23 protein-coding genes are annotated in these 25,927 nt (G+C 65.3%); 6 read left to right on the top strand and 17 right to left on the bottom strand.

Features of this window, described 5'->3' with window-relative positions; translation table 11 throughout:
* Positions 1–75: 75 nt before the first annotated feature.
* Genes OHB12_RS05655 through OHB12_RS05635 form a run of 5 tightly spaced genes read right to left on the bottom strand, consistent with a single transcriptional unit; the run spans position 76 to position 5,344 of the window.
* The gene (locus OHB12_RS05655) at positions 76–447 is read right to left on the bottom strand and encodes a hypothetical protein (RefSeq protein WP_327116806.1); all 372 of its coding nucleotides are present in this window, start codon (positions 445–447) and stop codon (positions 76–78) included.
* Complete coding sequence (locus OHB12_RS05650) at positions 447–1,151, bottom strand: ABC transporter ATP-binding protein (RefSeq protein WP_327116804.1); 705 nt, start codon at positions 1,149–1,151, stop codon at positions 447–449. The genes OHB12_RS05655 and OHB12_RS05650 overlap by 1 nt, the downstream gene beginning before the upstream one ends.
* Positions 1,148–1,861: an ABC transporter ATP-binding protein gene (locus OHB12_RS05645; RefSeq protein WP_327116802.1), complete on the bottom strand. Its 714-nt coding sequence runs from the start codon at positions 1,859–1,861 to the stop codon at positions 1,148–1,150. The genes OHB12_RS05650 and OHB12_RS05645 overlap by 4 nt, the downstream gene beginning before the upstream one ends.
* Entirely contained in the window at positions 1,839–3,959 is a 2,121-nt protein-coding gene (locus OHB12_RS05640; protein WP_327116800.1) for a branched-chain amino acid ABC transporter permease, read from the bottom strand. Before OHB12_RS05640 ends, OHB12_RS05645 begins: the two co-directional genes overlap by 23 nt.
* A complete protein-coding gene (locus OHB12_RS05635) occupies positions 3,959–5,344 on the bottom strand; it encodes an ABC transporter substrate-binding protein (protein ID WP_327116798.1) in 1,386 nt (461 codons plus the stop codon). The genes OHB12_RS05640 and OHB12_RS05635 overlap by 1 nt, the downstream gene beginning before the upstream one ends.
* 341 nt (positions 5,345–5,685) lie before the next feature.
* Between OHB12_RS05635 and OHB12_RS05630 the strand changes: the two genes are divergently transcribed.
* Positions 5,686–6,000: a hypothetical protein gene (locus OHB12_RS05630; protein WP_327116796.1), complete on the top strand. Its 315-nt coding sequence runs from the start codon at positions 5,686–5,688 to the stop codon at positions 5,998–6,000.
* A 55-nt stretch (positions 6,001–6,055) separates the two neighbouring features.
* Here OHB12_RS05630 and OHB12_RS05625 read toward each other — a convergent pair whose 3' ends face one another.
* From OHB12_RS05625 to OHB12_RS05610, 4 genes are all read right to left on the bottom strand, one after another.
* Complete coding sequence (locus tag OHB12_RS05625) at positions 6,056–6,649, bottom strand: hypothetical protein (RefSeq protein WP_327116794.1); 594 nt, start codon at positions 6,647–6,649, stop codon at positions 6,056–6,058.
* 110 nt (positions 6,650–6,759) lie between these two features.
* Positions 6,760–7,545: an enoyl-CoA hydratase gene (locus tag OHB12_RS05620; RefSeq protein WP_327116792.1), complete on the bottom strand. Its 786-nt coding sequence runs from the start codon at positions 7,543–7,545 to the stop codon at positions 6,760–6,762.
* A 9-nt stretch (positions 7,546–7,554) separates the two neighbouring features.
* The gene (locus OHB12_RS05615) at positions 7,555–8,733 is read right to left on the bottom strand and encodes an acyl-CoA dehydrogenase family protein (RefSeq protein ID WP_327116790.1); all 1,179 of its coding nucleotides are present in this window, start codon (positions 8,731–8,733) and stop codon (positions 7,555–7,557) included.
* A complete protein-coding gene (locus OHB12_RS05610; RefSeq protein WP_327116788.1) occupies positions 8,717–9,715 on the bottom strand; it encodes an acyl-CoA dehydrogenase family protein in 999 nt (332 codons plus the stop codon). The genes OHB12_RS05615 and OHB12_RS05610 overlap by 17 nt, the downstream gene beginning before the upstream one ends.
* 178 nt (positions 9,716–9,893) lie before the next feature.
* Here OHB12_RS05610 and OHB12_RS05605 point away from each other — a divergent pair, with 178 nt between their 5' ends.
* Complete coding sequence (locus OHB12_RS05605) at positions 9,894–10,547, top strand: TetR/AcrR family transcriptional regulator (protein ID WP_327116786.1); 654 nt, start codon at positions 9,894–9,896, stop codon at positions 10,545–10,547.
* A gap of 104 nt (positions 10,548–10,651) precedes the next feature.
* Here OHB12_RS05605 and OHB12_RS05600 read toward each other — a convergent pair whose 3' ends face one another.
* A complete protein-coding gene (locus tag OHB12_RS05600; RefSeq protein WP_327116784.1) occupies positions 10,652–11,797 on the bottom strand; it encodes a thiolase family protein in 1,146 nt (381 codons plus the stop codon).
* Positions 11,790–13,220: a class I adenylate-forming enzyme family protein gene (locus OHB12_RS05595; RefSeq protein ID WP_327116782.1), complete on the bottom strand. Its 1,431-nt coding sequence runs from the start codon at positions 13,218–13,220 to the stop codon at positions 11,790–11,792. Before OHB12_RS05595 ends, OHB12_RS05600 begins: the two co-directional genes overlap by 8 nt.
* 429 nt (positions 13,221–13,649) lie before the next feature.
* Here OHB12_RS05595 and OHB12_RS05590 point away from each other — a divergent pair, with 429 nt between their 5' ends.
* The 4 genes from OHB12_RS05590 to OHB12_RS05575 all read left to right on the top strand — a co-directional run bounded on the left by OHB12_RS05590 (position 13,650) and on the right by OHB12_RS05575 (position 21,162).
* Complete coding sequence (locus tag OHB12_RS05590; RefSeq protein WP_327116780.1) at positions 13,650–17,099, top strand: protein kinase domain-containing protein; 3,450 nt, start codon at positions 13,650–13,652, stop codon at positions 17,097–17,099.
* A gap of 259 nt (positions 17,100–17,358) precedes the next feature.
* A complete protein-coding gene (locus tag OHB12_RS05585; RefSeq protein ID WP_327116778.1) occupies positions 17,359–18,456 on the top strand; it encodes an enoyl-CoA hydratase/isomerase family protein in 1,098 nt (365 codons plus the stop codon).
* Between the two features lie 157 nt (positions 18,457–18,613).
* The gene (locus OHB12_RS05580) at positions 18,614–19,777 is read left to right on the top strand and encodes a CoA transferase (protein ID WP_327116776.1); all 1,164 of its coding nucleotides are present in this window, start codon (positions 18,614–18,616) and stop codon (positions 19,775–19,777) included.
* The gene (locus OHB12_RS05575) at positions 19,735–21,162 is read left to right on the top strand and encodes an amidohydrolase family protein (protein WP_327120918.1); all 1,428 of its coding nucleotides are present in this window, start codon (positions 19,735–19,737) and stop codon (positions 21,160–21,162) included. Before OHB12_RS05580 ends, OHB12_RS05575 begins: the two co-directional genes overlap by 43 nt.
* 2 nt (positions 21,163–21,164) lie before the next feature.
* Here OHB12_RS05575 and mftC read toward each other — a convergent pair whose 3' ends face one another.
* The 6 genes from mftC to OHB12_RS05545 all read right to left on the bottom strand — a co-directional run bounded on the left by mftC (position 21,165) and on the right by OHB12_RS05545 (position 25,641).
* Positions 21,165–22,379 (bottom strand): mycofactocin radical SAM maturase, encoded by a 1,215-nt coding sequence (mftC, locus tag OHB12_RS05570; RefSeq protein WP_327116774.1) that lies wholly within the window; start codon positions 22,377–22,379, stop codon positions 21,165–21,167.
* Entirely contained in the window at positions 22,376–22,672 is a 297-nt protein-coding gene (gene mftB, locus OHB12_RS05565; protein WP_327116772.1) for a mycofactocin biosynthesis chaperone MftB, read from the bottom strand. Before mftB ends, mftC begins: the two co-directional genes overlap by 4 nt.
* Positions 22,662–22,769: a mycofactocin precursor MftA gene (gene mftA, locus OHB12_RS05560; protein ID WP_327116770.1), complete on the bottom strand. Its 108-nt coding sequence runs from the start codon at positions 22,767–22,769 to the stop codon at positions 22,662–22,664. Before mftA ends, mftB begins: the two co-directional genes overlap by 11 nt.
* A gap of 106 nt (positions 22,770–22,875) precedes the next feature.
* The gene (locus OHB12_RS05555; RefSeq protein ID WP_327116768.1) at positions 22,876–23,304 is read right to left on the bottom strand and encodes a hypothetical protein; all 429 of its coding nucleotides are present in this window, start codon (positions 23,302–23,304) and stop codon (positions 22,876–22,878) included.
* Position 23,305: 1 nt separating this feature from the next.
* Entirely contained in the window at positions 23,306–24,466 is a 1,161-nt protein-coding gene (locus OHB12_RS05550) for a thiolase C-terminal domain-containing protein (RefSeq protein ID WP_327116766.1), read from the bottom strand.
* Complete coding sequence (locus OHB12_RS05545; RefSeq protein ID WP_327116764.1) at positions 24,463–25,641, bottom strand: Zn-ribbon domain-containing OB-fold protein; 1,179 nt, start codon at positions 25,639–25,641, stop codon at positions 24,463–24,465. The genes OHB12_RS05550 and OHB12_RS05545 overlap by 4 nt, the downstream gene beginning before the upstream one ends.
* Between the last annotated feature and the right edge of the window lie 286 nt (positions 25,642–25,927).

The raw sequence follows: 25,927 nt of genomic DNA, 5'->3' as shown, positions 1-25,927 counted from the left end.
CGGACCTTTCGCTTCGAGATGCCGTTGCGGCGTGCGACCGACCTGACAGTCGGAGGCACGCCGCAACGGTGTTGCTCAATGGGATACCGGCGCCATGCCGTCGAGGTCGACCTTCCGCTCGGACAGGCGCTCTCCGAGTTCCGCGATGTCGTAGGACTGACGTGCCATCCAGAATCGCAAGACCCCGGTCAGCGAGTACCGCAGAAATAGTGCCGCGCCGACAATACTCACCGCCACCCCGGCGAGCGCGATAGCCAAGGCATCACGCTGCTCGAGCGGATCAGAAGTATTGTGCGCCAGGAAATAGGCCACGATGGCGGCCACCGGACCGAGCACCATCAGCACGCCACCGACGCGCAGCCAGAGGCTCCCCCGGCCCGCCGCCGGGTCCGGGATCTTCAATTCGCCCAGTTCACGGACGAAACGGTCAGCTCGTGGTTCTGTCATCAGTTACTTCCTAAATAGAGGGAGGCCAATTCGCGACGGAGTTCGCCGTCTGGGCGCCCCCGGTATTCGATTCGGCCGCGCACCAGCACGGCCGCGTGGTCGGCGATATCGAGCACGGCCGAGGCGAACTGCTCGACGACCAGTACCGCCACGCCGTCGCGGGCGATCTCGGCGACCTGCTCGTAGAGCCGCTCGACCACCAGCGGCGCCAACCCCATGGACAGCTCATCGAGCATCAGGATCGCGGGATCGGTGGTCAGGCCCCTGGCAAGGGCGAGCATCTGCTGCTCGCCGCCGGACATCGTGCCCGCGGTCTGATCGGCTCGCTTCGCGAGGATAGGAAACCTGCCGAACGCGATCTCCTCGATCTCGGCGCGCGAGCGGCCGGTGAAGGTCATCATCAGCAGATTGTCCCGGACTGACATGTTCGGGAACACGCCACGGCCCTCGGGGATCAAGCAGACACCCGCACGGGCCAGATCACGCGGACGTGCCCCGGTGACGTCCCGGCCACCGAGTGTCAGCCGGCCGGACGCGATCGGGTGCACGCCCGCCGCTACCCGCAGTGTCGTCGTCTTCCCGGCACCGTTCGGTCCGAGTAGCGCCACCAGCTGACCCGGCTCGACATTGAGGTCGACCCCGTGCAGTACCGTGATCGCGTCGTAAGCCGCACGCACGTCGTGCAATTCGAGTAGCGGACTCATCCTTCTCCCAAATACGCGGCCAGTACGGTCTTGTCCTGGCGGACCAGTTCGGACGGTCCAGAGCAGATGATCTTGCCGAGGTCCAAGACGTACAGCTGATCGCACACACTCATCACCAGACCCATGTCGTGCTCGACGAGCAAGACCGCGACGCCGTCCTCGGCGAGCGACTTCAACAACGCGGCGAACCTGTCGGTTTCGGTGTGATCGAGACCGGCCGCGGGCTCGTCGAGCAGGATCAGGCTGGGCCGTGCGGCCATCGCCCTGCCCACTTCCACCAGCCGGGCGGTGCCGGTCGGCAGCGCGTCGGCGTTGGCATCCGCGACCTCGTGCAGTCCGAGCCGCTCGATGAGCTCATCGACGATTCGACGAGCTTCCCTGCGGTGCCTGCCGAGTTCGGCAGCGACCAGCAGGTTGTCGCGGACACTCAACCGGCCGAACAACTCGAGGCGCTGGAAGGTCCTGGCCAGCCCATGTCTGGACCGTCGTGCGGGACCGAGCCGGGTCACATTCCGGTCGTTCATCGTGACCCGGCCCGACACCGGTCTGCGCAGCCCGCAGATCACGTCGAACAACGTGCTCTTGCCTGCGCCGTTGGGGCCGATGAGACCAGTTATCTGGCCCGGCTCGGCGCACAGCCCGGCATTGTCCAATGCTCGGTGACCGCCGAAGGTCACCGTGATCCCCTCAACTTCCAGTTGCGATGGCACGATCGAGCACCTCCTTGTCCTGGCTGTTCCAAGGTCGGCGAATGCCCAGCCACTCGACCGGCACTTCCGGCTCGGTCGGCGGACGCCGCCGCGCGAGTGCCCACCGGGGGATCGCGATCGCGACGACCAACAGGCCGAAGGTCAACACGTACCCGTTGATGACATCCCCAAGACGCAGCGCCCATAGCAGGCCGAGACTGCCGAGCAGCGTCGGCCCGACCACCCGATCCCGCAGTGCCGACGCCCAGCCGTCCCGCATCCCGGCCAGCGCGCCCTGCCCGAGGAAGCCACCGCTCAACGCGATACCACCCAGTGCAGGGATGATGTGGAACAGACTGGCCAGCGACGGGAACAACACCGGAAGGGCTTGCAACGGACCGGTATACGCCGCGCCGGTGAAGAATCCGGCGCCCACCGCCCCGAGCCCACCGATCACGACGATCAGAAAGATCGGTAGCCCGGAAACAAAACTGAACTGCCCGGCGGTGACCGACCGCTGCTGCATCCCGTACAGGGCGCCGCCGAGCCCGGCTATCGCCGCCGAGAGCGAGAACACCAGAACCTTGGCCAGCAACAGATTGCCGCCGAGGGTGGCGTAGGCAGCCTCGCTGTCGCGCAGGGCGATCAGGCGCCTGCCATACCGGCTTCGGCGCAGCATCGCCACCACGAAGCTGGCCAGTCCCAGCAGGACAGCCGCGAAAATGGTTATCTGTGCAGTGCTGTCCAACTGCATGCCGAACAGCTTGGGACCGACGAAGTTCACCGAGCCCTGATCGAACAAGGCAATCTCGAACCCGAGCACATGGAATGACGGCAGAGTGAAGATCCAGCGATCGAGCACTACCGCGAATGCCGCCGTGCCCAACGCGAGATACACCCCGGACAGCCGCAGCGCCGGTAGCGCGATGAGCGCACCGACAACCGCGGCAACCACCATTGCGGCAAGCAGCGCCCACCATTGCCCGTGTACGCCCAGGTGTGAGTAGGCGACCGCACCGATCCCGGCAATGCTCATCTGGCACAACGAGATCTGCCCGGCGAAGCCCGCGAGCGGGACGAAGGACAAGGCGATCACACCGAACGCGAATATCTGGCCAAAGGTGACCAGATCCGGCTCGCTGAGCACGGTGGCCAGTGCCACGCCGACCACGACCACCACGACCGCGAACACGGCCGAACCGCGGACCGTCGGGAGGTGGACGGGACTCAACCGCCGGTCCCGCCCGCGCAACCGGCCGTGCGGGAACAAGAGAAGTGCGACGAACAGCAGCAACGCAGGCGCAGCCAGCCGCAACCCGGGCAGATAGTCGTTCTGCGGTAGATATCCCGTCAGATAACTCTCCAGGCAGCCGACCACAATGGCGCCCAGAAAGGTCATCGGCAAATTTCGCAGCCGTCCGAAAATCGCCGCGCTGTACGCGCTGACGATCAACAGCGACAGCTGTCCCGCGTCGAGTGCCACCGTCGGCGCGATCAGAATGCCGCCGATCGCCGCCAGCTCGATCCCGAGAATCCACGCGATACGGTTGGCCCGCCGCGGATCAGCGCCGGTGAGACCCACCAAAGCGCGGTCGTCCACGGTAGCCCGCATCTCCGCGCCGGTTCGAGTCCGGAAAAGCAAGAGCCGCAGGGCGACCGCCACCACAATGGCGACAATCATCGTCAAGGCCTGATGCCAGGTGATGGTGACCGAACCGAAGTGGAACGGCCGCTGCTCGATGAAAAACCTCGGCAACGTACGCGAGGTCTCCGGACTCCAGATCCATTGGGCGGTAATGATCAGTCCACTGAGCAAGGCCACGGTCATGACCAGCTTTTCCGCGTCGCCCAGCCCTTGGGTCGGTGCGAGCGCCTTGGCGAACGCCAATCCGAACAATGGCGCGAACACCAGCAGGACCAGAGCCACCGCGATCGGTACCGGAACGTCCCAGCCGATGGTGAGTTGCCAGTACACGAACGCCGACATCATGCCCGCCGCACCGTGCGCGAAATTGAAGACACCGGTGGTGGTGAAGGTGAGCACCAGACCGCTGCCGATAATCGCGTAGATCGCCGCCGTACTCAGACCGACGATGCCGAAAGCGATGAACTGATCCATTATTTGACGTCACTCATGCTCTTGCCGACATCGGCGAGTGTCATCGGTTTGCCGTAGTCGCCGCTGAGCACGGTTGCGTCCATATCGCAGCGGTAAGGCCCGTTGTCAGGCTTGAAGTCGGCCACCTCGAACCCATTCGGTGTCGCTTTGACGACGTTGAAGCACTTCGGCGGTATCTTCGAGTCCGACATGTCGGCAGGTGCCTGCAGTCCACCTGCTGTCCAGGCGGTTTCCTTGCGCGCCGCATCGAGCAGACAGGTCCGGGTCAGGTTGTCACCGCAGCTCGCGGCGGACTTGGCGAAGAGCAGCCATTGCACGAGACCACGCATACCGGGATAGGTCAGCTTCTTCCCAGGTGCATACTGGGCAAACATATCCTGGGCCTGCTTGACGACCGGATTGCTATCCGCGAGTTCCAGCGGCAACGTACCGGACAAGTCCGCGTAGTTGTTCTGCGCGCTCAACGAATTCGCCGCGGCCTGGAGGAAAGCGGGGTTGTAGCTGTTGGGGTTGCTGTCGATCCAGTCGAGCTTGTAGTCCATGCTGGTGAGCACGTCCTCGAGCTTCGCGAGGCTGGGGAAATCACCGAGGAATACCAGGCCCTTCACCCCCTTCGACTTGATGGCCTGCGCGTATGGTGTCCAGTCCGACACACCCGCCGCGGGGAACAGGTCGTTGTAGACCAGCGACGCGCCCTGTGCGGGCAGCGCCTCGGTATAGCGCTCGGCCATGGACTTGGTGACCGGGATGTCAGCGACGATGAGGCCGACTGCCTTGGCCGAGTCCGGATATGCCTCCTTGAACAACCACTGATGCATACCGGTGAAGGGGTCGAACGGACGCGCGGAGGATGCACCGCCGCCGACCTGCAGATCGGAGCCGGTGCTCGCGGCCGAGGTCAGCTGCGAAGGAAACTCGGGCAGGGTGCACGACAGCCGATCTTTGACGCCGAGGGCGTCGAGGGCACCGAAGCCACCGACCAGCGCGAAGTCCTGACGGCACGCGTCGAGCATCCGCTGGCGATACTCCATGAGCTTCGCATCGCGCACGTTATAGGCCAGCTTGCGGCCATTGATGCCGCCGTTGTCGTTGCACCACGAAGTGAAGACTTTCGCGGTATCGACCAGCTCGGAGACCTTGGTGAACCCCATATCGGTGAAGGTGCCGACTTGGATCCGATCCGCTGTGACGCCCTGCGTCGGCGAGCTCGTCGACTTGCCGCCTTGACAGACGTCCCTCAAGTCGCCGAAATCACTCGATACCGCCTTCGCGGGTGACTGGCTCGGCGGCGGGCCCTCCTCGGTACCTCTGCCGGTGCGGCCGCTACAGCCGGCTACCAGCAGCACGGCCGCCAGCAAGGCGACCAGTATTCGCTGCGATTTCACCGTTGTCCTCCTAAGGCGGGCCAGCCACCACGCAAATCGGCAGTTATGGCGGAAGGTCCAGGCTCGTCATTGAGCGGAACGTCGTTCGAGCTGCGACGCTCTCACCGTCGGAAACCATACTCTCATTCTAGGAGAATAAAGTTAACTTTGCCAGAGAAAGTTCATGAAGATGCAATGCGATCAGGGCGGATGTCACACCGCGCGAGGATCGCCATGGGCGCGCTGAACCAAACCCGCCCGCCACTCCCGCCACACTGCTGGCCGATCCCAGCAGGGTCGACGCCATTGCGACCGGTCGGTCGGAAATTATATTGCTATACTGTGAGAATTAGATTCTCATCTTGGCTCGAACGGACGGCGACATGGGACTGATGCCCACCGCGATCGGCTATCTGCGCAGTGACGTATCCGGCATACGGCAAACCTGGGACGAGACCCAGATCCGAAGCCTGGCAGCACGACTCAGGTACAACCTGGCCAAAACGGTCGCATTCAGCGAGTGCACAGACGATCCCGTGGCACAACTGATCGCGGTGGCGAGGCGTACCCACGCCGAAGCGGTCATCACGCCCGGCGTCACGCATTTCGGTGGCACCATACCGGCAGAGCTGGGTTGCGTCACCGCAGTCATCACGGTCACACCAGAGCCCTTCTGACCCCGTCCGGCGGGTTCGGCGCTCGGCGTACCCACGCCGAGCGCCGAAACCAGCCCTAGCCGCAGGCGGTGGACTTACCGCCGGTCAGTGACATCAGCGCGCAGTACGTCGCCGCCGCGACCTTCCACTGGCCGGCTTCCTGGACAGCTTCACCGGTCTGATCCGGCAGTACCGGGTTACCGCCCATGAGCAGCGTGTAGGTGACGTCGGCATGACCGGCGCCGGTAAGTTTCGCCGCCGACACGGTGACCGACGTACTCTGCGCCTGCGGATCGGTCGCCTGCACCTGCAACTGCGCCAGGAACTCCGGTCCCCGTTCGATCACTGCGGCCCGCTTATCCGGCGCCGCCTTTCCGTCGAAGAACAGCACGTAGGCATCACTGATCGCCTTGGTGGTCGCGGCGTCGGCCGGGCCGGCGACGACCGCCGACGTGGCCGCCGTGGTCGACTCATTGTTGCTGACACTCTTGTCATCGGAGCTGCAGCCGGTCGCGACGCCAAAGGAGATCGTCGCAAGGCCGAAACAGAGCACGGTCCGGCGGACAACATTATCACGCATGATGGTTCCTCTCGGAATGATAATCAGGGATCGGGAATGAATGATTTCTAGTCGCATTACCTTTTCGACCGAATGACCATCGGCGAACACGGAGGGAAAGGCAAGAGATAGGCACGGTATCGGTTTCAGGGTCTATTTACAGAATCCACCATTTCCATCGACGCGTGGCGTCGATTTTCTACGGATCAGGCGCGAATGAATCACTCGATCGCCTGCTTCATCCCGTCCAGACCGAGCAGCACCGCGTTCCCGTTCACACTCAACGCGTTCCCGTGACCGGTCGCGTGCACGTCGAATACCGACTGGATGGCGGCATAGAAGCCCTGCACATCCAAGGTCTGGTTGACCGCGCGCTTGGCCTGACGCAGTCCGAAGGCAGGCATCCTGGCTATCCGTGCGGCCAGCGCTCGCGACTGCGCGTCGAGCTGACCACGCGGGACCACCATGTTCACCATGCCGACCTGCTCAGCCTCGTGTGCGGTGACGGCACGGCCGGTGAACAGAATCTCCTTGGCTTTACGGGCACCGAGTTCCCAAGTGTGCCCGTGATATTCGACGCCGCCGATACCCATGAGCACGACCGGGTCGGAGAACAACGCGTCCTCGGCGGCCACGATCAGGTCGCACGGCCAGCACAGCAGGAGTCCGCCCGCGATGCAGCGCCCCTGCACCGCGGCAATAGAGGGCTTCGGCACGTTGCGCCACCGCAGGGAATAGTCGAGATAGCGGCGGCTCTCGTTTCGGTATATCCGCTCGAGCGTGACCTTCTCCGACTCGGCTGACGAGCTCCCCCTCAGGTCGTGACCGGCGGAGAAGTGCTTACCTTCGCCACGGAGCACGATGACCGCAACCTCGTCATCGGCCGCCGCGCGACTCCATGCCACATCGAGCTCGTCCAATAGCTCGCCATTCTGAGCGTTGGCGACCTCAGGCCGATCGAGGGTAATCGTCGCGATCTTGTCCGCGACCCCGTAGCGGATATACATATCGAAACCTCAGCTCCGGGGAAGGCCGAGTACGCGCTCGGCAATAATGTTGCGCTGAATTTCGGAGGTGCCGCCTGCGATCGTTCCCGCAAAACTGCGCGCGTACCGTTCGAACCAGCTGAAAGAAAAAGTATCCAAATTCAACGGACTGAATGGCGCGGTGACGGCCGGATGGTCGAGGCCGGTCGGCCCCGCGGCCAGCAGCGCCCGCTCGGAAGCAGTCTGGACCGCTTCCGAACCGAAGACCTTCAGCACCGACAGCGCGGCCACATCCTGGTCACCGCGCGCCGCGCGGGCCAGGGCCGCGGAACCGAGCAGTCGTAGCGCCTCGATGTCCATGACCAGCGTCGCGTAGCAATCTCGATCCAAGACGGTCACGGGGTGGAAGTCTTCGACCAACTCCTGTAGCCGGTCCGCGAAGCTCAACCACAGCAGGGTGCGCTCATGCCCGAGCGAACCGTTGGCCACGCCCCAACCACCGTGTAGCGGCCCGACCAGATTCTCCGCAGGCACGTGGACGTCTTCGAAAAAGACTTCGTTGAGATCGAGATCGTGCGGACCGCAGATCGAGGCGAACGGCCGACGCGTGATGCCTGGGGTATCGGTCGGGATGAGCAGCACGCTGATCCCCTTGTGTTTCGGCGCATCCGGGGCGGTACGCACGAAAGTCAGCAGTACGTCCGCGTCATGGGCGCCGGATGTCCACACCTTCTGCCCGTTCACGACGAAATAGTCACCGTCGCGCACCGCGCGGGTGCGCAAGCCTGCCAAGTCGGAACCCGCGCCGGGCTCGCTCATGCCGAGAGAGGCAGTGATCTCGGCACGCAATATTCTTACGGCCCAATGCTTCTTCTGCTCCTCGGTGCCGAACGACAGCAACGACGCGGCAATGATGCCGAGGCCCTGCGGGTTGAAACTGTGGTACATGTGTCGCTTCGACAGCTCTTCGAGATGCACGTACTGCTGGAGAATAGTGGCGTTGCGCCCACCGAATTCCGGTGGATTGCCGGGCAGCAACCAGCCGTGGTCGAACTGCAGTCGCTGCCATTCTCGAGCCCAACCGGGAATATGGGAACTCGACCGGGCCCGTTCTTTACCCGCTGTCACGGCATCGGGCATGTGCTCGGACAGGAAGGCGATGAACTCGGCCCGGAAGTCCTCGACCTCGGCATCAAAAGTTAGTTGCACGGTACTCCTCAGCGATCAGCGCCCGATGCTCGGCGGCGCCGCCGAGCAATAGCTCGCCGGCTTTGGCTCGCTTGAGCGCGAACTGCAGGTCGTTTTCCCAGGTGAATCCCATACCGCCGAACAGCTGCACACCATGCCGAAACACCAAGGACTGGCATTCACCGGCGGCGGCCTTGGCCATCGAAGCCGCCACCCGCCGGCGCGGATCATCGGCGGCAATAGTCAATGCGGCGAAATAGGCCAGGGCTCGCGCCCGTTCGATCGCGACGTGCATGTCGGCGGCCTTGTGCTTCACGGCCTGGAACGAGCCCAACGGCACGCCGAACTGTTGTCTGGTACGCAGGTGCTCGAGCACCAGGTCCAGAATTCGCCGGGCGGCGCCGACCATGGTCAGAGCCAAACCAGCCAGCGCGAGGTGCCGCGCAGGCTCCGGATCTACTGCGACACGGAACTCGTCGCGCACCCGTACCCCTGCGAAACTCACCTCGGCGATATGCAGTACCGGGTCGAATACGGCCGTACGCCGGGAGACGACATCAGCGGCGGGAACCACGAAAACCCCGGCCTCGGTGACGACGGCGAGCTGTTGTGCCCGATCACCGTCCAGGACGTGGCGCGATGTGCCGTTCAGCAACCAGCCGTCGGCGTCCCGCTGCACAGTGACCCCGTCGTACACGGCGGCGCCCGACTGCCCCGGAACGGCCAATTCTGCCGCGAGCGGTACGAATTGACTCATAGTCGCCAGATAGGGCGTCGGATCGGCGGCACGGCCGAGTTCCTCTAGAACGATCGCCAGTTCCACCGCACCGCTAGGGTCTGTCAACTCGGTCCAGCCGAGTTTGATGTAGGTCTGCCACAGCGCGGCCGGATCTGCGTTCTTGTCGACGACCTCACGAATCAGCGTCGGCGGGCACTCTTTGGCGACGACGTCACGGACCGTGCTCTGCCATAGCTGTTGATCGGAGTCGAACTCCAAAAGCATCCGGACTGCCTCCTTGCCAGCTATCAGTGGGTGATGCCGCGAGAATATCATTCTCCTCACAAGAAAGTAATAGTCTCATTCTGGTGGCGACACATGGACGTGGAGCAGCTAGGGAACATGGCATTCTCCGGTACAGTGCATCCATGTTCTGCACACATAACCTAGGACAGTGCCGATCGTGACCAGCATCAGCGAAGAGCCCGCCTGGAAGCAGCGCGCTGTCGAACGTTCGATCCGCGGCGCGAAACTGCGCGCCGAACAACGGGTGCAGCGATTCCTCGACGCCGCGCAGGCGATCATCATGGAGAAGGGCACTACCGACTTCACCGTGCAAGAGGTCGTCGATCGTTCCAGCCAGTCGCTGCGCAGTTTCTACCTGCAGTTCGACGGGAAGCACGAGCTCCTGCTCGCCCTGTTCGAGGATGCACTCGGCCGCACCTCCGACCAGCTGCGAGCCGCGGCCGATGGCAAGACCGACCCGCTGGAGCGCCTGCAGGTGACCGCCGAGTTGCTGTTCGAACTGAGCCGACCCGACCCGACCGCGCAGCGCCCACTGTTCACGGATTTCGCGCCTCAACTGCTGGTTTCCCACCCTGCCCAGGTCAAGGTCGCGCACGCACCGCTGCTTGCGCTGTTCACCGACCTGATGGAAGAGGCAGCGCAGGCCGGTCAATTGGGTAAGGACGTCAATCCCCGCCGCATGGCCGCCATCGTCATGCAGACGGTCATGTTCACCGCGCAGTCCGCGGGCAGCACAGACGACGAGACGGTGCACCCGATCACGGCGGCAGAGGTGTGGGCCTTCTGTGCCCACGGGTTCGCTCGAAAATAGACATCGGGCAACCCCGCACCGCAGGGCCACCCGATATCTACGACACCCGCGCGCCGCGGGCGACTATCCGGGTCAGAGCGGCCGCGCGCCGCACCACGGATCGCTCACGGAGCCGGTACCTCGATCACGGTGGCCGAGCCCATTCCGCCACCGGCACACATGGCCGCGATTCCGAGACCGCCGCCGCGGCGGCGCAATTCGTGCACCAGCGTCGCGATCATCCTGGCACCGCTGGCCGCCACCGGGTGTCCGAGCGAGCAGCCACTACCGCTGACGTTGACCAGGCTCGGATCGATGGCCAGGGCCTTGATGGTGGCCAGCGGCACTGCGGCGAACGCCTCGTTGATCTCCAGCAGGCTGACGTCGGCCAGCGATATCCCAGCGCGGGCAACCGCTTTGGTGATCGCTTCGATCGGGGCCAGCCCGGTGTCGGCCGGATCGACACCGACCGACGCCCACGACCGGATGATGCCGAGCGCGGGAAGTCCGAGCTGGTCGCTGGCGATCGTCAGCGCCACGGCGCCGTCGTTCGCACCCGAGGCGTTGCCCGCGGTGATGCTGAAACCCTCGATCTCCGGGTGCAGCACCTTCAAACCGGCCAGCCGTTGCAGACTGGTATCCCGTCGCGGATGCTCGTCCACCGCGAAAAGCCCATGCGGCGTCTCGATGGGAACGATCTCCTCCTTGAAGCGTCCTTCATCGATGGCGGCGATCGCATTGCGATGCGATCGCAGCGCCCAGGCATCCATCTCCTCGCGGGAGAGCCCGGCCTTCACGGCTGTGTTCCAGCCGACCGTGATCGACATGTCGAGATTCGGGGCATCCGGCCGATCAGGATGGCTCGGCGAAACCCAGGGATCGATCCATTCGTCTTCGCCGACCCGGAACCGCGCCCGGGGGCCGGTCGAATCGGAATTCACACCACCCGCGATGACGAGCTGGTCCATCCCTGCCCGGATGCTCGCCGCCGCGGTCTGCACGGCCGCCATACCCGCGGCGCAGTGCCGGTTGTTGGCGAGGCCCGGAATCCTGGCCAATCCGGCGACAACCGCAGCGTGCCTGGCGAGCACGCCGCCGCCGTAGCGCCCCTCCCCCAGGATGATGTCGTCGATCCGGTCCGAATCGAGTCCCTCCGCCGCCGCGGCGACCACGTGCCGAGCCAGCGAGAAAGCGTTCGTGTCGCGCAGCGTCCCCTTCCTCGCGGTACCGATGGGCGTGCGCAGTGCGGATACGATGACTGCTTCAGGCATCAGTGCTCTCCAGTTCAGCAACAAGGTTGCGTCGCAACAGTTTTCCGGTTTCTGTCTTCGGCAGCTCGGCCCGGAACACGATGGTGTCGGGGGTTTTGGACGAGCGCAGCCGGTCCTTGACCCACTGCTTGATCTCCGCCACCGCACCGGTGCCGACCACCACCGCCACCAGTCGTTGTCCCCACTCCGGATCCGGCACACCGATCACGGCGGCCTCGGTGATCCCCGGGTATTCCAGCAGGACATCCTCGATCTCGGCCGGGGCGATGTTCTCACCGCCGCGGATAATGGTGTCGTCGGCGCGTCCCTCGATGAACAGGTAGCCGTCGGCATCGAGCCTGCCGAGATCTCGGGTCGGGAACCACCCGGCCGGGTCGAGAGCACTACGCCCGCCGTACTCACCGGAAATCTGGTCACCCCGGACGAAAACCAGCCCGGCCTCCCCCGCTGCGACCGGTTCGCCTGTCTCACTGCGGATCTCGATCTCGATGCCGGGCAGTGGGCGTCCGACCGAACCGAGCCGGTTGCGCTCCGCCGGGTCGGCGGATGCGGCCGCGGCGCGGTGATCGTCGGGCCCCAGCACGGCGACGGAGGACGCGGTTTCGGTCAGACCGTAGGCGTTGACGAAACCGGCATCCGGAAACACCCGTAGCGCGTGTTCCAGCACCGGCCGTGGGGTCCGGGAGCCGCCATAGGCGAGGCTGGTGAGCGTCGGGGTGTTGGTGTCTTCGTCCACCTCGGCGACGATGCGAGCCAGCATGGTCGGCACCAGCATTGCGTGGGTGATCCGTTCCCGGCGTACGGTGTCCAGCCAGTCCGCGGCATCGAAGGTCGACAAGTAGACCACCCGCCGACCGGAGTAGAGGTTCGAGAGCAGATTCGTCAGGCCGGCAATGTGATAGGGAGGCACCGACACCAACGACGCGTCGGTCTCCGCCGCGGCGCCGAACTCCAGCGTGTTCAGCAGATAGGCCATCAGATGCCGGTGCCGCAGCATGGCCGCTTTCGGCTCGGATGTCGTGCCGCTGGTGTAGATGATCACGGCGACTGCGTCACCGTCCCACGGCGTCGGAATCTGCTCCATATCCGGTGGCACGTCATCCGCCACGAGGGCGGCGAGGTCGTCCTGACGCAATACGAGCGCCCCCGGATGACGCTCGAGCAACGCGTCGAGCTGCTGACCGCCGAGCCGATAGTTCAGTGGCACGAACGGGACGCCCGCCAACACAGCACCGAACAGCGCCACCGGGTAGGCGAGATTGCTGGTCGCGAGGTATAGCACCGCCGGATACTCCCGGAACCGCAGCGCAGCGCGGCGCGCGTGGTCGCGTAGTTCTACCGCGGTCAGCGAACGGTCACCGACGGTGATCAGCGGACGGCTCCCGGCCGATGCGGCCATGTCTAGGATCATGCCAATGTTCATGAGAACATTATTCTCTCAGTAAGAGAGTTGGAATTTCAAGAGAGGGGACTGCAATGCAGATCAGCGGCAGTTCCACGGTCGTCACCCACAACTCCGACGGGTTCGGCGGAGCCGTCGTCGACCGTTGGCCACCTCGAGTGCGACGGCCTCTGCCGCGCGATCTTCCTCGGCGAGGCCACGCCGCGGCTCGAGCCCGATCGACCGGCGCCGAGCAGTACGTGCAGCGGGACCACTGTCCGAGCGTCCAGCTCGGCAAATTCTCGGCAGCCACCACTTTCGCGCCTATGATCAGGTGGTCGGGGCCGGAATTGCGCCTCGTGAGGTGATCGCATGATTCGCTACTCGAACGACCGGGACAGCGTCGTCCCACGAGGTGGTCGGTGTTCGACCGACGGCGCGAAACCCGCATGGTGAACGAAGGAATCAACCGTGTCGGAACTCGATCCCACGACAACCCAGCGTGACCTGCAGACCGGCCTGGCCGCGGAGTTGGCCGCCGCCGGCTTCTTCGACGCGGAGGAGATCGGGCGCGGCGGATTCGGCGCTGTCTTTCGCTGCATCGAACGGTCGCTGGACCGCCTGGTCGCGGTCAAAGTACTCAACTCCGAATTCGACGGCGAAGACCGTGCGCGGTTCGTGCGCGAACAGCACGCCCTCGGACGTTTGTCCGGCCACCCCAACATCGTGCAGATCCTGCAGGCGGACATCACCGCCACCGGTAAGCCCTATATCGTCATGCCGTTCCACGCGCGAGGGTCGCTGGACACCCAGCTACGCACCACCGGACCGGTGCGGTGGGATGAGGTGCTGTCCATCGGGGAACGCGTCGCAGGCGCCCTGGCCGCTGCTCATGCGGCAGGCACTATCCACCGAGATGTGAAGCCGGCCAATATCCTTCGCACCGACTACGACGAACCGCAATTGGCTGACTTCGGCATCGCCCGCGTCGGGGGCGGCTTCGAGACGACCACCGGCCACATCACCGGCACTCCCGCGTTCACCGCACCCGAAGTGCTCAGCGGTGCCTCGCCCAGTCCGGCATCCGATATCTACAGTCTCGGCGCAACTCTGTTCTGCCTATTGACCGGGCACGCCGCATTCGAACGCCGGACCGGGGAGACTGTCATGGCGCAATTCCTGCGGGTGAGCACCGAACCGATACCGGATCTGAGCGACACAGCGATTCCGGCCGACGCGGTCACCGCCATCGAATGCGCGATGGCACTGGATCCGATGGCCCGTCCGGAATCGGCCGCTGCCTATCAGCACCGGCTTCGCGAGGCGCTACGCCACGGTGGAACGGTCACCTCGAAGGACAGCACCCGCACCGAGTCGGCTATCGGCGGGCACGATCTGCCCGCCCAACCCCGCCGGACCCGAGAACCGACGGCGCCGCCCTCCGCGTCGACCAAGTACCGGCCGCCGTCACCGCCCCGCGCTCTGGTCGAGCGTCCCCGGTTGCTCCGAATACTGCGGGCCGGAGAACTACGACGGCTCACGGTAATCCGCGGTCCGGCCGGATTCGGCAAGAGCACCCTGGCCGCGCAGTGGGCACGCCTCCTCGAAGCCGAACAGGTCCAACTCGCCTGGCTGACCATCGATGCCGACGACAACAACGCGGTATGGTTCCTCGCCCATCTGGTAGAGGCGATCCGCCGCGCCCAGCCGACGCTGGCAGGCGACCTCGGCCAGATCCTCGAGCAGCACGCCACCGACGCCACCCGTTACGTCGTCAGCGCGCTTATAGACGAGATCCACACCAGCGGAGAAACATTTGCGGTAGTGATCGATGACTGGCACCTGGTGACGCAACCCGCAACGGTGGCCGCTTTCGAGTTTCTACTCGACAATGCCTGCCATCATTTACGCGTCATCGTGACCAGCCGAAGCGCCGCCCGGTTGCCGTTGGGCAAGATGCGCGTCCGCGACGAACTGGTCGAAATCAATTCCGAAGACTTGCGATTCGACGAAACCGAGGCGAGTTCATTCTTGCTCGACATCAATCGACTACTGCTGGATCCAGGAGATATCGCGCAGCTGCTCGAGTCGACCGAAGGATGGGCAGCAGCGCTACAACTCGCCTCACTGTCCTTACGCGGTCGCGAGAATCCGAGCGAATGTATCGAACAAATAGCCGGAGACAGCCACGCGATCAGCGAATATCTCGCGTCGAATGTGCTAGCGACGCTGGCACCGGACCTACTCGATTTCTTGCTGGCGACCTCGGTCACCGAACGGGTCTCCGGCGACCTGGCGTGCGTACTCGCCGAGGTGACCTGTGGGCAGGAGATGCTGGAGGAGATCGAGAATCTCGATCTGTTCCTCGGCCGAGTCGATGGTGCCCCCGACTGGTTCCGATATCACCGGCTCTTCGCGGATATACTGCGGCGCAGACTCGCTCGCAAGGACCCCGATCGGCTTTCGCGGTTGCACCGTACCGCGGCAGCCTGGTTCGCCGAGCGCAGGATGCTCAAAGAAGCCGTCGACCACGCGCTTGCCGCGAACGACCCGCCCGCCGCCATGCACATCATTCAGAAGTACGCACTCGAACTGCTGGAGCGGTCGAGGCCGGCGTCGTTACTCGGGCTCCTCGCAAAATTTCCGCTGTCCTTCGTGACCACGAGCCCGCAGCTGCAGTTGCTCGTCGCCTGGGCAAATGTCACGCTCCAACGCCTGCCGCCCGCGCGGGCGGCACTGGACTTGGCCGATGCGTTGCTGGACTCAGGCTATTGCGCCGAAGCCGAAACCGAGGCCATGCGCGCGGAAGTCGCGCTGGTCCGTGCCACCACCGGATTCTTCGCCGACCAGCACGACGAGTTGCCTGCGATAGTCCAAGACCGGCTACGCGGTACTGTCGACCCCTATTTCGCCACAGCCGCGGCCGACGTCGCGTCCACTGCCGCACTGTATCGATTCGATTTTGCCGAGGCCCGCCGCTGGCAACGATGGGCCGCGCCGTACCACGCGCGGCGAAAGAGCCCCTTCGGCGTCGTCTACGGGCACTGTCTGGCAGGCCTGGCCGGATTCGAGCAACTCGACTTCGCGGCCGCCGAGTCCGACCTGCGGACCGCACTCGCGGTGGCGCAGGTGGTCGGGTCGCACTCCAGCGGCGCCCGCCTTGCCTCGGCCCTACTCGGTGCGATCCGCTACGACCTCGGCGATATCGCCGACGCGGAGGCACTGCTCGACGAGAGTGCCGAACTGGGGCCCAAGAGTGCCCTCGTCGAGTTCATGATGGCCACCTACGGCATCGGAACCCGGGTCAAAGCGCTGCGCGGTGACCTCGACGCTGCGGAAACACGATTGTCCGAGGGCGCGAAGATCGCCGACAACCTGGGACTCGAGCGGCTCGCGGCGCGCATTATGAACGAACGCGTGCGCATCGGCTTGCCCCTCGACCCGGCCGATCGCGCGATGCTGCTCCAGCTACCACCGCCGCACCGTCCGCGCAGCGGCCTGCCCACCATCACCTCAGAACTTCAGCAGGACACCGCCATTCGATTGCTGCTCGCCGAGCATTCTCCCGACGCCGCGGACGAGGCGTGCACCCGGGCTGAAGCGCTGGTCGGCGCGATTGCCGAGATCGACCGGCCTCGCTCCCTGTTGCTTGCCCAACTGCTCTGGGCCGCGACACTTTCCGTAGCCGGCCGAAACGAGCTGGCGGGAGCCGTGTTCAGGCCGGCACTGGCACGGTGCGCGGAACACGGACTGATTCGCCCCGTGGCCGACGAGGCGGCGCAACTCCGGACGATGCTGGCGGCGTTACGCGCCGATCCGGCTCTCGCGCCAGAGATCTCGCAGACGTTCATCCGCAGAGTACTGGCCGAGCCGGGCCTGCATCGAGATTGGTCACGAGCCCACCGGCCCGGCCCGCGATGAACGTCGACGCAGCGCACACGGCGCGATGAGCGTGCGAAATTCCGAGACCAGATCGATATTGCCACCTACCATAAAAGAGAATACTCTTCTCACGACTGGCTGAGAATGATCTCAAAAGGGACCACCATGGCAGATTCCACCGACGCCGACGCCCGTTGTGCGCCCGTCGAGACGGACATCGCCACGGGGCCACCGACGCACCGTCGAAAGCACGATCACGGCCTCGTGCGGAATCTCGCTTGAAAGTAGGTTGCTGCCTATGTCGGTGTTTGCGCGACGTTCTCAGGTTATCCCGGAGAACCGCCGCGAAATGGTGAGCGATCCATTTCTCGACAACGGATTGGACCTCTCGGAATCGGGGATGCCGAACCGGCCGATGGTGGTGTTGGAACTCGATGATCTGTGCGATGCCCCGGCCGAAACGATCGCCAGGACGGCGGGACACATCGAGGACTCGCTGGCGCTCGTCATCGGGGTACTGAATCGACCACCGAGCAGAGCAATGGGCCCAGTCCTCGCGGCGACCACCCTGACCTTGACCGAGTTGCCGGTGGCCGATCTCCTGCACCAGGTGATATCGGTGGAGGAAACCGACGTCGCCCTCGCTACATTGGGCGCAGCGGTGGCCCGATCGCCGCGAGCGGCGCTCGCCTGCGGCCAGCTATTGCGCCAGACCTCGAAACTGGACACGATGCAAGCGCTGGCGGCCGAGGCTGCTGTCTACTCGATGCTGCTCGCCGGGCCCGAGTTCGCCCGATGGCTCACCGAACGCGGGCCTGCCCGCCCGAAGCCCCCGGCAGCCGACACCCTGGTTCGGTTACACCGCACCGACGGTCATCTCTCGATCGTGCTGGATCACCCACAGCGCCGCAATGCGCTGAGCGTGCGGCTGCGCGAGGAACTGCTGGCCGCCGCACAGGTGGCGGCCGCCGATTCGAGCATTACCTCAGTCGAGCTGAGCGGCACTGGACCGGACTTCTGCAGCGGCGGCGATCTGGACGAGTTCGGCTGTGCGACGGATCTGGTCGCCAGCTATCTGGTGCGGCTGGACCGGGCACCGTGGCGCGTATTCGACCGTATTGCCGGGCACCTGGTCGCGCGCGTCACCGGAGCCTGTATCGGCGCAGGCGCCGAGATAGCCGCGATGGCGGGCACGGTCGCCGCAGCCCCGGACACGTACTTCTCTTTTCCGGAAGTGCACATGGGGCTCGTCCCAGGTGCGGGCGGCACGGTCAGCGTGCCCAGTCGCATCGGCCGATGGCGAGCCGCCTGGCTCATGCTGACCGGACAGCGACTGCCCGTGCCGACTGCGCTGCGCTGGGGCTTAGTCGACCGGATGACCGAGGCAAGGAACTGAAGTGCGGGCGAATCACGAAACGAACAGACAACCCGGAACGGCGACAGCGTCTGCCGTCGTCGGCGACTGGGTACGGACGCTGACAACGTCTGCCGCACCGACAGCTGAACCGCACGGTCACGAATGTCCGGAACTGGCATGGGCAGCGTCCGGTGCGATGGCGCTCACCGGGACCGCCGAGGGACCGCCGGTGCTCTCCCCCGCGCCGGCCTATGGATTGCTGAAGGAAGTGCTGCGCGTGCTGTCCTGGGTCACCGGCGAGATCGGCACTCGGGTCGACCTCGATCCGGCGGTCGTCCTGGCCGGCCGCGCCGGATCGTCGGGGCTACGGCGGGCCGGTCGACGGTCCGCGAGCGGCGTGAGCAGGCTGCTCCGCACGGCCGACGGCTGGTGTGCCATCACGCTGAGTCGACGCGAGGACGTCGACGCCGTGCCCGCTATTCTGGGCCGCGCCTTCGACGGAGATCCCTGGACCGCACTCGAATCAGCTCTAAGCATCATGCCCTCGGCGGCAGTGGAGGAGCGTGCACAACTGCTCGGGGTACCCGCGGCAGCCCTACCTGCGACGGTCGCTCCGACTGTGCCCTGGCGGTCGTCACGGATCGCCGCACCGGTCGACACGTCGTCGTTGTCCGGACGCTCGGTCGTCGATCTGTCATCGCTGTGGGCCGGCCCGCTGTGTGCGCGAGTGCTCGGTCGAGCGGGTGCTCAGGTCATCAAGGTGGAGAGCACACACCGCCCTGACGGATTCCGCGTCGGCGACCCGAGGTTCTTCGACTGGCTGCACGACGGAAAGGAATTCCGCGCCATCGACTTCAGGTCTGCCCGCGGCCGAAACGAATTGGCAGAATTGCTCGATATGGCAGACATCGTGATCGAAGCCTCGCGCCCGCGGGCATTGGCGCAGCTGGGCCTGGCACCCGAGGACCGCCCGCACCCCGACGGGCAGGTCTGGCTGAGCTTGACCGGCGCAGGGCGGGGCGATCCGATGTGCGTGGCCTTCGGCGATGACGCGGCGGTGGCCGGCGGACTGGTCGGCCGGTATCGTGACGAACCGGTGTTCTGTGCGGACGCGATTGCCGATCCGCTATCCGGAATCTGCGCTGCACTGGCCGTGGCGAGCGCGGTCCGTGGCGGCGGCGGCGTGCTGATCGACCTTTCGATGCGGGCCACCGCGGCGGCCTTCGCCACGGCGCCGGCATTCGGGCACGGCACCCATCCGGTACACCGCCGTGGCGACGATTGGCTGGTGGAATGTCCTTGGTTGCAGCGTAGCCAATCCATTCTGACGCCCGCCGCCCCACCACCTGGCGGTGCGTAATTCTCATTCGACACGCGCGAGTATTCGCCTCCGGCCACACCGACGTCCGCTCGGCGGGTGGGCGAATCGTCGAATGCGGGCACGGCCTGCGGGCACGGCCCGATGAGGACCAGATAGACGCCAAGGGTGGCTGGCTGCTGCCCGGCTTGCACGACCACCATCTGCACCTGCGTTCGCTCGCTGCCACCGCCGGTTCGGTCCGGCTCGGTCCCCCGCGGCTGAGCACTGCCGCAGAGCTGGCAGCCGTTCTGCTGCAAGCGGATTCGGACTTACCTGCCGGGGCCTGGATCCGCGGTATCGGCTATCACGAATCCGTGGCCGGCGAACTGGACCGATGGACGCTGGACCGCATCATCAGGGATCGCCCGGCGCGCGTGCAGCATCGGTCCGGCGCGTTGTGGACGCTGAACTCGCGTGCCTGCGCGGCTGTCGGGCTGGCGGATTGTGTGCTGCCAGGGGTTGAACGCGACCCGGCCGGGCGCGTGACGGGAAGGCTCTGGCGGATGGACTCATGGCTCGGTTCCCGAATAGCCACGGTGCCCAACGATCTCGCCGCCGTCAGTGCTCGCGCGGCAGCACTGGGCGTTACCGGTTTCACCGATGCGACACCGTCGCTGCGCCAATCGGATATCGACGACTTCGCCCGGTCGGTAGCCGATCGGACGATCCAGCAGCACATGCACTGCATGGCGCCGCCCGGTATCACCGATCCCGGGATCGCACGCTTCTCGTTGGGACCGACCAAAATCCTGCTGGACGACGCCATGTTGCCCGCGTTGGACGAGTTCACCGATCACATTGCCGACCTGCACGCGGCGGGACGGTCAGTCGCGGTGCACTGCGTAACCCGGGTCCAGCTGATCCTCACCATCGCCGCGCTCGACGGCGCGGGCACGCGGGATGGGGACCGGATCGAGCACGGCGCGATCATCCCGGCCGAATCACTGGCGTGGTTGCGCGAACGCGGAGTACCGGTGGTGACTCAGCCCCACTTCTTGATGGAACGGGCGGCACAGTACGCCCGCGACGTGCCTGCCGTGGATCGCCCGGATCTCTGGCGGTTGGGCTCCCTGCTCGACGCGCGGGTCGGCGTCGCGGCGGGCAGCGACGCACCGTTCGGCGCGGCGAATCCATGGCATGTGGTGCGCGCCGCAGTCAATCGGGACCCGACTTCCGATGTGCCCGAAGGAATTTCGATGCACTCGGCATTGGCGCTCTTCCACGGCCGACCCGAACGCCCCGCCGCTTCTCGCGTGATAGCACCAGGCGAAGTCGCCGACCTCACCCTCCTCGCCGTGCCGCCCGAGGAGCTCACCTCGGCATTGCACGACCCACCGATCGCGGCGACCATCGTCGGCGGGTGGCCGATCCACCTAGGGTCGTGACGTCAGAACGTCACCGGACGAGTCGGAAAGGTAGGCCGGCCCGGGACCGAGAATCCGGCGAGCGGGCTTTCGTCGCAGGCTCGTGCAGGCACCTGAGGCATACCGATCACGACCGGCCGACCGCGACGCGAATGGTCCTGCGAGGGCCGTGGCGCGGGCCCCCGGCCTGCTACCGCCAAGGCGGTTTCGCCGTGGCCGCGCACACACTCCGGGTCAGGCCCCGCCAACGGCAGACCGGTGAAGAACTTCGCCGCCATGCACCCCCCTCGGCAGCTGTCGAATGCCGAACACGACGTGCATGCCCCGGCCGATTGCGGGCGACGCAACTCGGCGAACAACTCGGAGTCCCGCCAGATATGCGCGAAACCACCATCAGCGCGGACGTTTCCGGCCAGGAAGTCGTCATGAATCGCGAACGGGCACGCATAGACGTCGCCGATCGGGTCGACCAGACAGACAACTCGCCCGGCGCCACAGAGATTCAGTCCGGGCAACGACTCACCGTAGCCTGCCAAATGAAAGAACGAATCCCCGGTCAGCACCTGCTCTCCATGGTCGACCAGCCAGTCGTACACCGCGCGCTGCTGGTCGGCGGTGGGATGCAGCTCGTCCCAGACGTCGGCGCCGCGACCAGACGGCCGCAGCCTGGTCAAGCGCAGTTGCGCACCGAACAGATCGGCGATCGCGGCGAAGGAATCGAGTTGCCCCGCGTTCTCACGCGTCACCACCACAGACAGCTTGAAGTCGTAAACGCCTTCGGAAGCAAGGGTTTCCATCGCTCGCACAGCCATCCGGTACGAACCGGCACCACGCACGGCGTCATTCACCTGCTCGGTGGCGCCATCCAAGGAAATCTGCACATCGGTGTAACTGCTCGCGGCCAGCCGACGAGCCGCCGCCTGGTTGATCCGAACGCCGTTGGTGGAGAACTTCACCCCGACATGATGCGCGTTGGCGTAGTCGACGAGCTCCCAGAAGTCTTGACGCACAGTCGGTTCGCCGCCGCCGATATTCACATAGAACACCTGCATCCGCTCGAACTCGTCGATCAGCGCCATGCACTCGGCGGTGCTCAACTCGTTCGGATCTCGTCTGCCGGAACTCGACAGGCAGTGCGTGCAGGACAGATTGCAGGCGTAGGTCAGCTCCCACGTCAAGCAGATCGGTGCGTCGAGCCCGTACTGGAACTGATCGACCAGAGGAAGTGAGGTAGTCATGTCGCGTTTCTCTCACGGATCATGTCGGATGCGGCCAAGGTCATCAGGGCCGCGCGATACGTCGGCAACGCGGTCTCGGGCACGCCGACCTTGATGCAGGCTTCCCGTGCGGTACCCGAGTCGGCAAGGCCGCGAACAATCTGCAGCATCAGCGGGCTTTTCAAGAAGGACAGCCGCCTGGTCCCGAAGTGATAGAGCAGCGCGCCGAACCGTTCCGGCCGGACCGATACCTCTGATGACATCTCCCACCCGGCCTCCATATCGAACGGACGCCGGGACAGCTCAGTAGACACCGCACATTCCGTCGATCGATACCTCTTCCACGAGCACCTCTTCGATCAGCTCATCGGCGTCAGTCGCAGCAACGGCGTCTTCGGCGTTATCGGTCATGGCACTCCTCGTGTCCAGCTGTGCGATACCATATGGTATATGGCATTACCATATATGATAATGCCATTATCCAGTGGCTACAAGACCTGGCTCAGGTCACCTCAGGTCAGCGGTGCCGACGAACCGGCGATCGCCGCCCGAGAGACCACACCGGCCACGGCAGCTCGACATCAGGCGCGATCACCCTGACCGACGGTGTCCGCAGCAGATGGCGCCGCGACAGCACGATGGCCGTGCCGCAATGGCGGGCCAGTCGCACAGCGAAGTCGTGCGCGCCGAACTGCGCGTGGTGCCAGTTCCACCCGCAGCCCAGCGGCGCGAGGATCTCGGCCGCCTGCGCGAAATCCGCACGCTCGATCCGCTCCATGTCGAGCACCAGCCCCGTCCAGACAAACGAGCTGGTCAATGCCCATGGCGCCATTCCATCGCAGACCACATGGACGTGTCCGGTTCGACCGACAGCGCGGCCCGCCCACTCCAGCACGACACGGCGTCGCGCAGGCGCCCCGGGAACCAGCGCGACGAGTTCGACCACGTCAAGCCCCGGGACCAGCCAGGATCGTCACTCCGGCAACCGCTGTCGGACCACCGACGTTATGCGCCAGCCCGATTCGCGCACCGTCGACCTGGTTTGCGGCACTGCCGCGCAGCTGTTCGAACAACTCGACGCACTGCGCCACCCCGGTGGCACCCGGCGGATGCCCCTTGGCCTTCAGGCCGCCGCTCGGATTGATCGGCAGTGCGCCACCGACGCTGGTGACACCCGCTTCGACAAGCTTGTGCGCTTCGAAGCGGTCAGCGAATCCGAGATCTTCGTAGCTGATCAGCTCGACGCCGGTGAAGAAGTCGTGCACCTCGGCGACATCGACATTCGCGGGTGTCAACCCGGCCATGCCGAAGGCCTGCTTGGCGGCACGTACCGTCGCCGGGAAAGTAGTCATATCCCGTTTGTGTTGATGCATCACCGAATCAAGGCCGAGCCCGACACCACGGACCCATACCGGACGATCAGTGTAGCGGTCCACGACATCCTCCGCCGCCAGCACCAGCGCGGCAGCACCGTCACTTTGCGGAGCGCAGTCGTAGAGGCCGAAGGGGGTGACCACGGTCGGCGCCGCCAGCGCCTCTTCGATGGTTATCTCGAAACGCAACCGCGCCTTGAGATTTCGGACTCCATGGCGATGGTTCTTCACCGCGACCATGGCCATGTGCTCCCTGGTGGCGGGCGATTCGTGCAGATACCGTGCTACATGGAGGGCGAACCCCGCGGGCGCTACCAGGCCGAGGGGGTAGTCCCAGGCCATATCCCGCGTCATCGCCTCCCACTCCCATAGCATGCCCCTCGACGTCGACTCACGGAGCTTGTCGGCCCCGAGCACGAGCGCCACGTCGATCGCCCCCGATGCGATACCGTACAGCGCGTTACGCACCGCGTCATGTCCTGTGGCACAGGCATTTTCGACACGGGTAACCGGAATTTCCTGCAGGCCGAGAGTATCGGCGAGGATGCCGGAGGGAAATCCGTCGGTGGTACCGAACTCACCGAACCACGCAGCTTGGATATCGGACCTGCGCAGCCCCTTGTCGACGGTGGCCGCGCACTCCGCGAACGCCATCGGCACCAGATCCTTGATACCCAACACGAAATGCTCGGCAAATGGGGTCATCCCCGCGCCGACGATGGCGACCTTCCTCATGCCACTGCCTCACTCTCGGGTTCGAACGCGTAACCGTAATCCGGAACGCCCGATCGCACTGCCACTCGGCGCAGCACCATACGACCGCGGTCGCCGATGTTCACCGTTCCCGGGTCGGCGCTGGTCACCTTCACCAGAGCACGCACGCCGACTTCATCGAGTTCCACGATCACGAGGGAATAGGGGGTTTTCAAACCCGGCACCGGCACGTGCACCGTCACACCGGTGTAGACGACGGCGGTCCGGGGCAACGGCACCAAGGTGTAGTCGGCATGTAGCGCACCGTCGTCATCGACCCGATACCGAGGAGGAAAGTCCAATTCGTCGGTACCGGCGGGCCGGCCTGCCACCCAGCGCACCTTCGCCTCGAAGGCCCGTTCATAGGCGGCCAGGGAAATCGGAATGTCCGCGCCGGGAATGAAGGTGCCTGCGGGCTTCATCCGCGCCTCCGGTTCACGGCGCCGGACCTGCACGGCGCCGACGGCGACCGTGACCGCGGACAGGCTCGCTTGCTCCACACCGACCAGCGGCCCTTCCTTGGCCGCGTCCGCCATGGCGGCGAGCGCGAACAATCCGGAACTGGCACCGAGCGTCGGCAACGGTGGCGGCGTGCCGACACACAGATCGACGGCCTGTGCGTGATCGACGCCCGCCACCGCGATCGGCGTGTCCAGCCAAGCCACCGCCAGCGAACCGAGCAAGCCACGTGCGTGCAGGAGCCGCGGGTCGCCGTATTCGTGCACGACGCCGGTGGCGTACCGGGTGCGCACAGGCAGGCTGCGGGCGACCCGCGCCGCGGTACGTATTTGCAGACCGCGCTCGGCGGTCACCGCCGCCGCCGCACCGGCCGGTGCCAAGTCGACACCGATGACCAGGCTGCGCGACCGGGCGGAACTGAGCGCGTCGAGCACCGCGGGGGCTCCCCCGAGCCGCTCGGTGACTTCCAGTTCCGGATCCAAGCCGAGGCCCGCCAACAGCACGGCGGCGTTGCCGCCTTCCAGCAGCGGCAGATCGCGGCTCACCAGAACGATATGTTCCACGCCCGCGCCATCACCGAGCGCGACCCGGCCCGCCTCGACCGCGAGCGTGATCGCGTCCTCGTCGTCACCGACAACCCGTTGTCCGGCGCTACCCCAGCACGGCAGGTAGGTGCCGATCGAAGCGATATATGGCATCCAACTCTCCCAGCGTTCCAGGTGACCGCGCCTGCGTATCGAGCACGTCGTGCAGGCCGTGCAGGCCGTGGTTGCGGTGCGGCTCGACGTGCTGAGGCACCGCGCAGCCCTAGTATAGAGCGTTAATCTCCATTGTGAGAATTCAATTCTCAAAACTGCTTAACGCGTCACGGGCGCGCGCCAGATGCCGACGGTGGCACTGAACCGCGCGTGCCCGCGTTGGCCGTCTTCAACCGCCCATAGTGAAGCGAGTCCGCGTAGACCAGCCCGGAGATCGCTGGTGGCC

It is taken from the genome of Nocardia sp. NBC_01730, from assembly GCF_035920445.1.
Taxonomy (GTDB): domain Bacteria; phylum Actinomycetota; class Actinomycetes; order Mycobacteriales; family Mycobacteriaceae; genus Nocardia.
The sequence above is the reverse complement of the archived record's forward strand: the minus strand, read 5'-3'. Positions and strand labels throughout refer to the sequence as shown.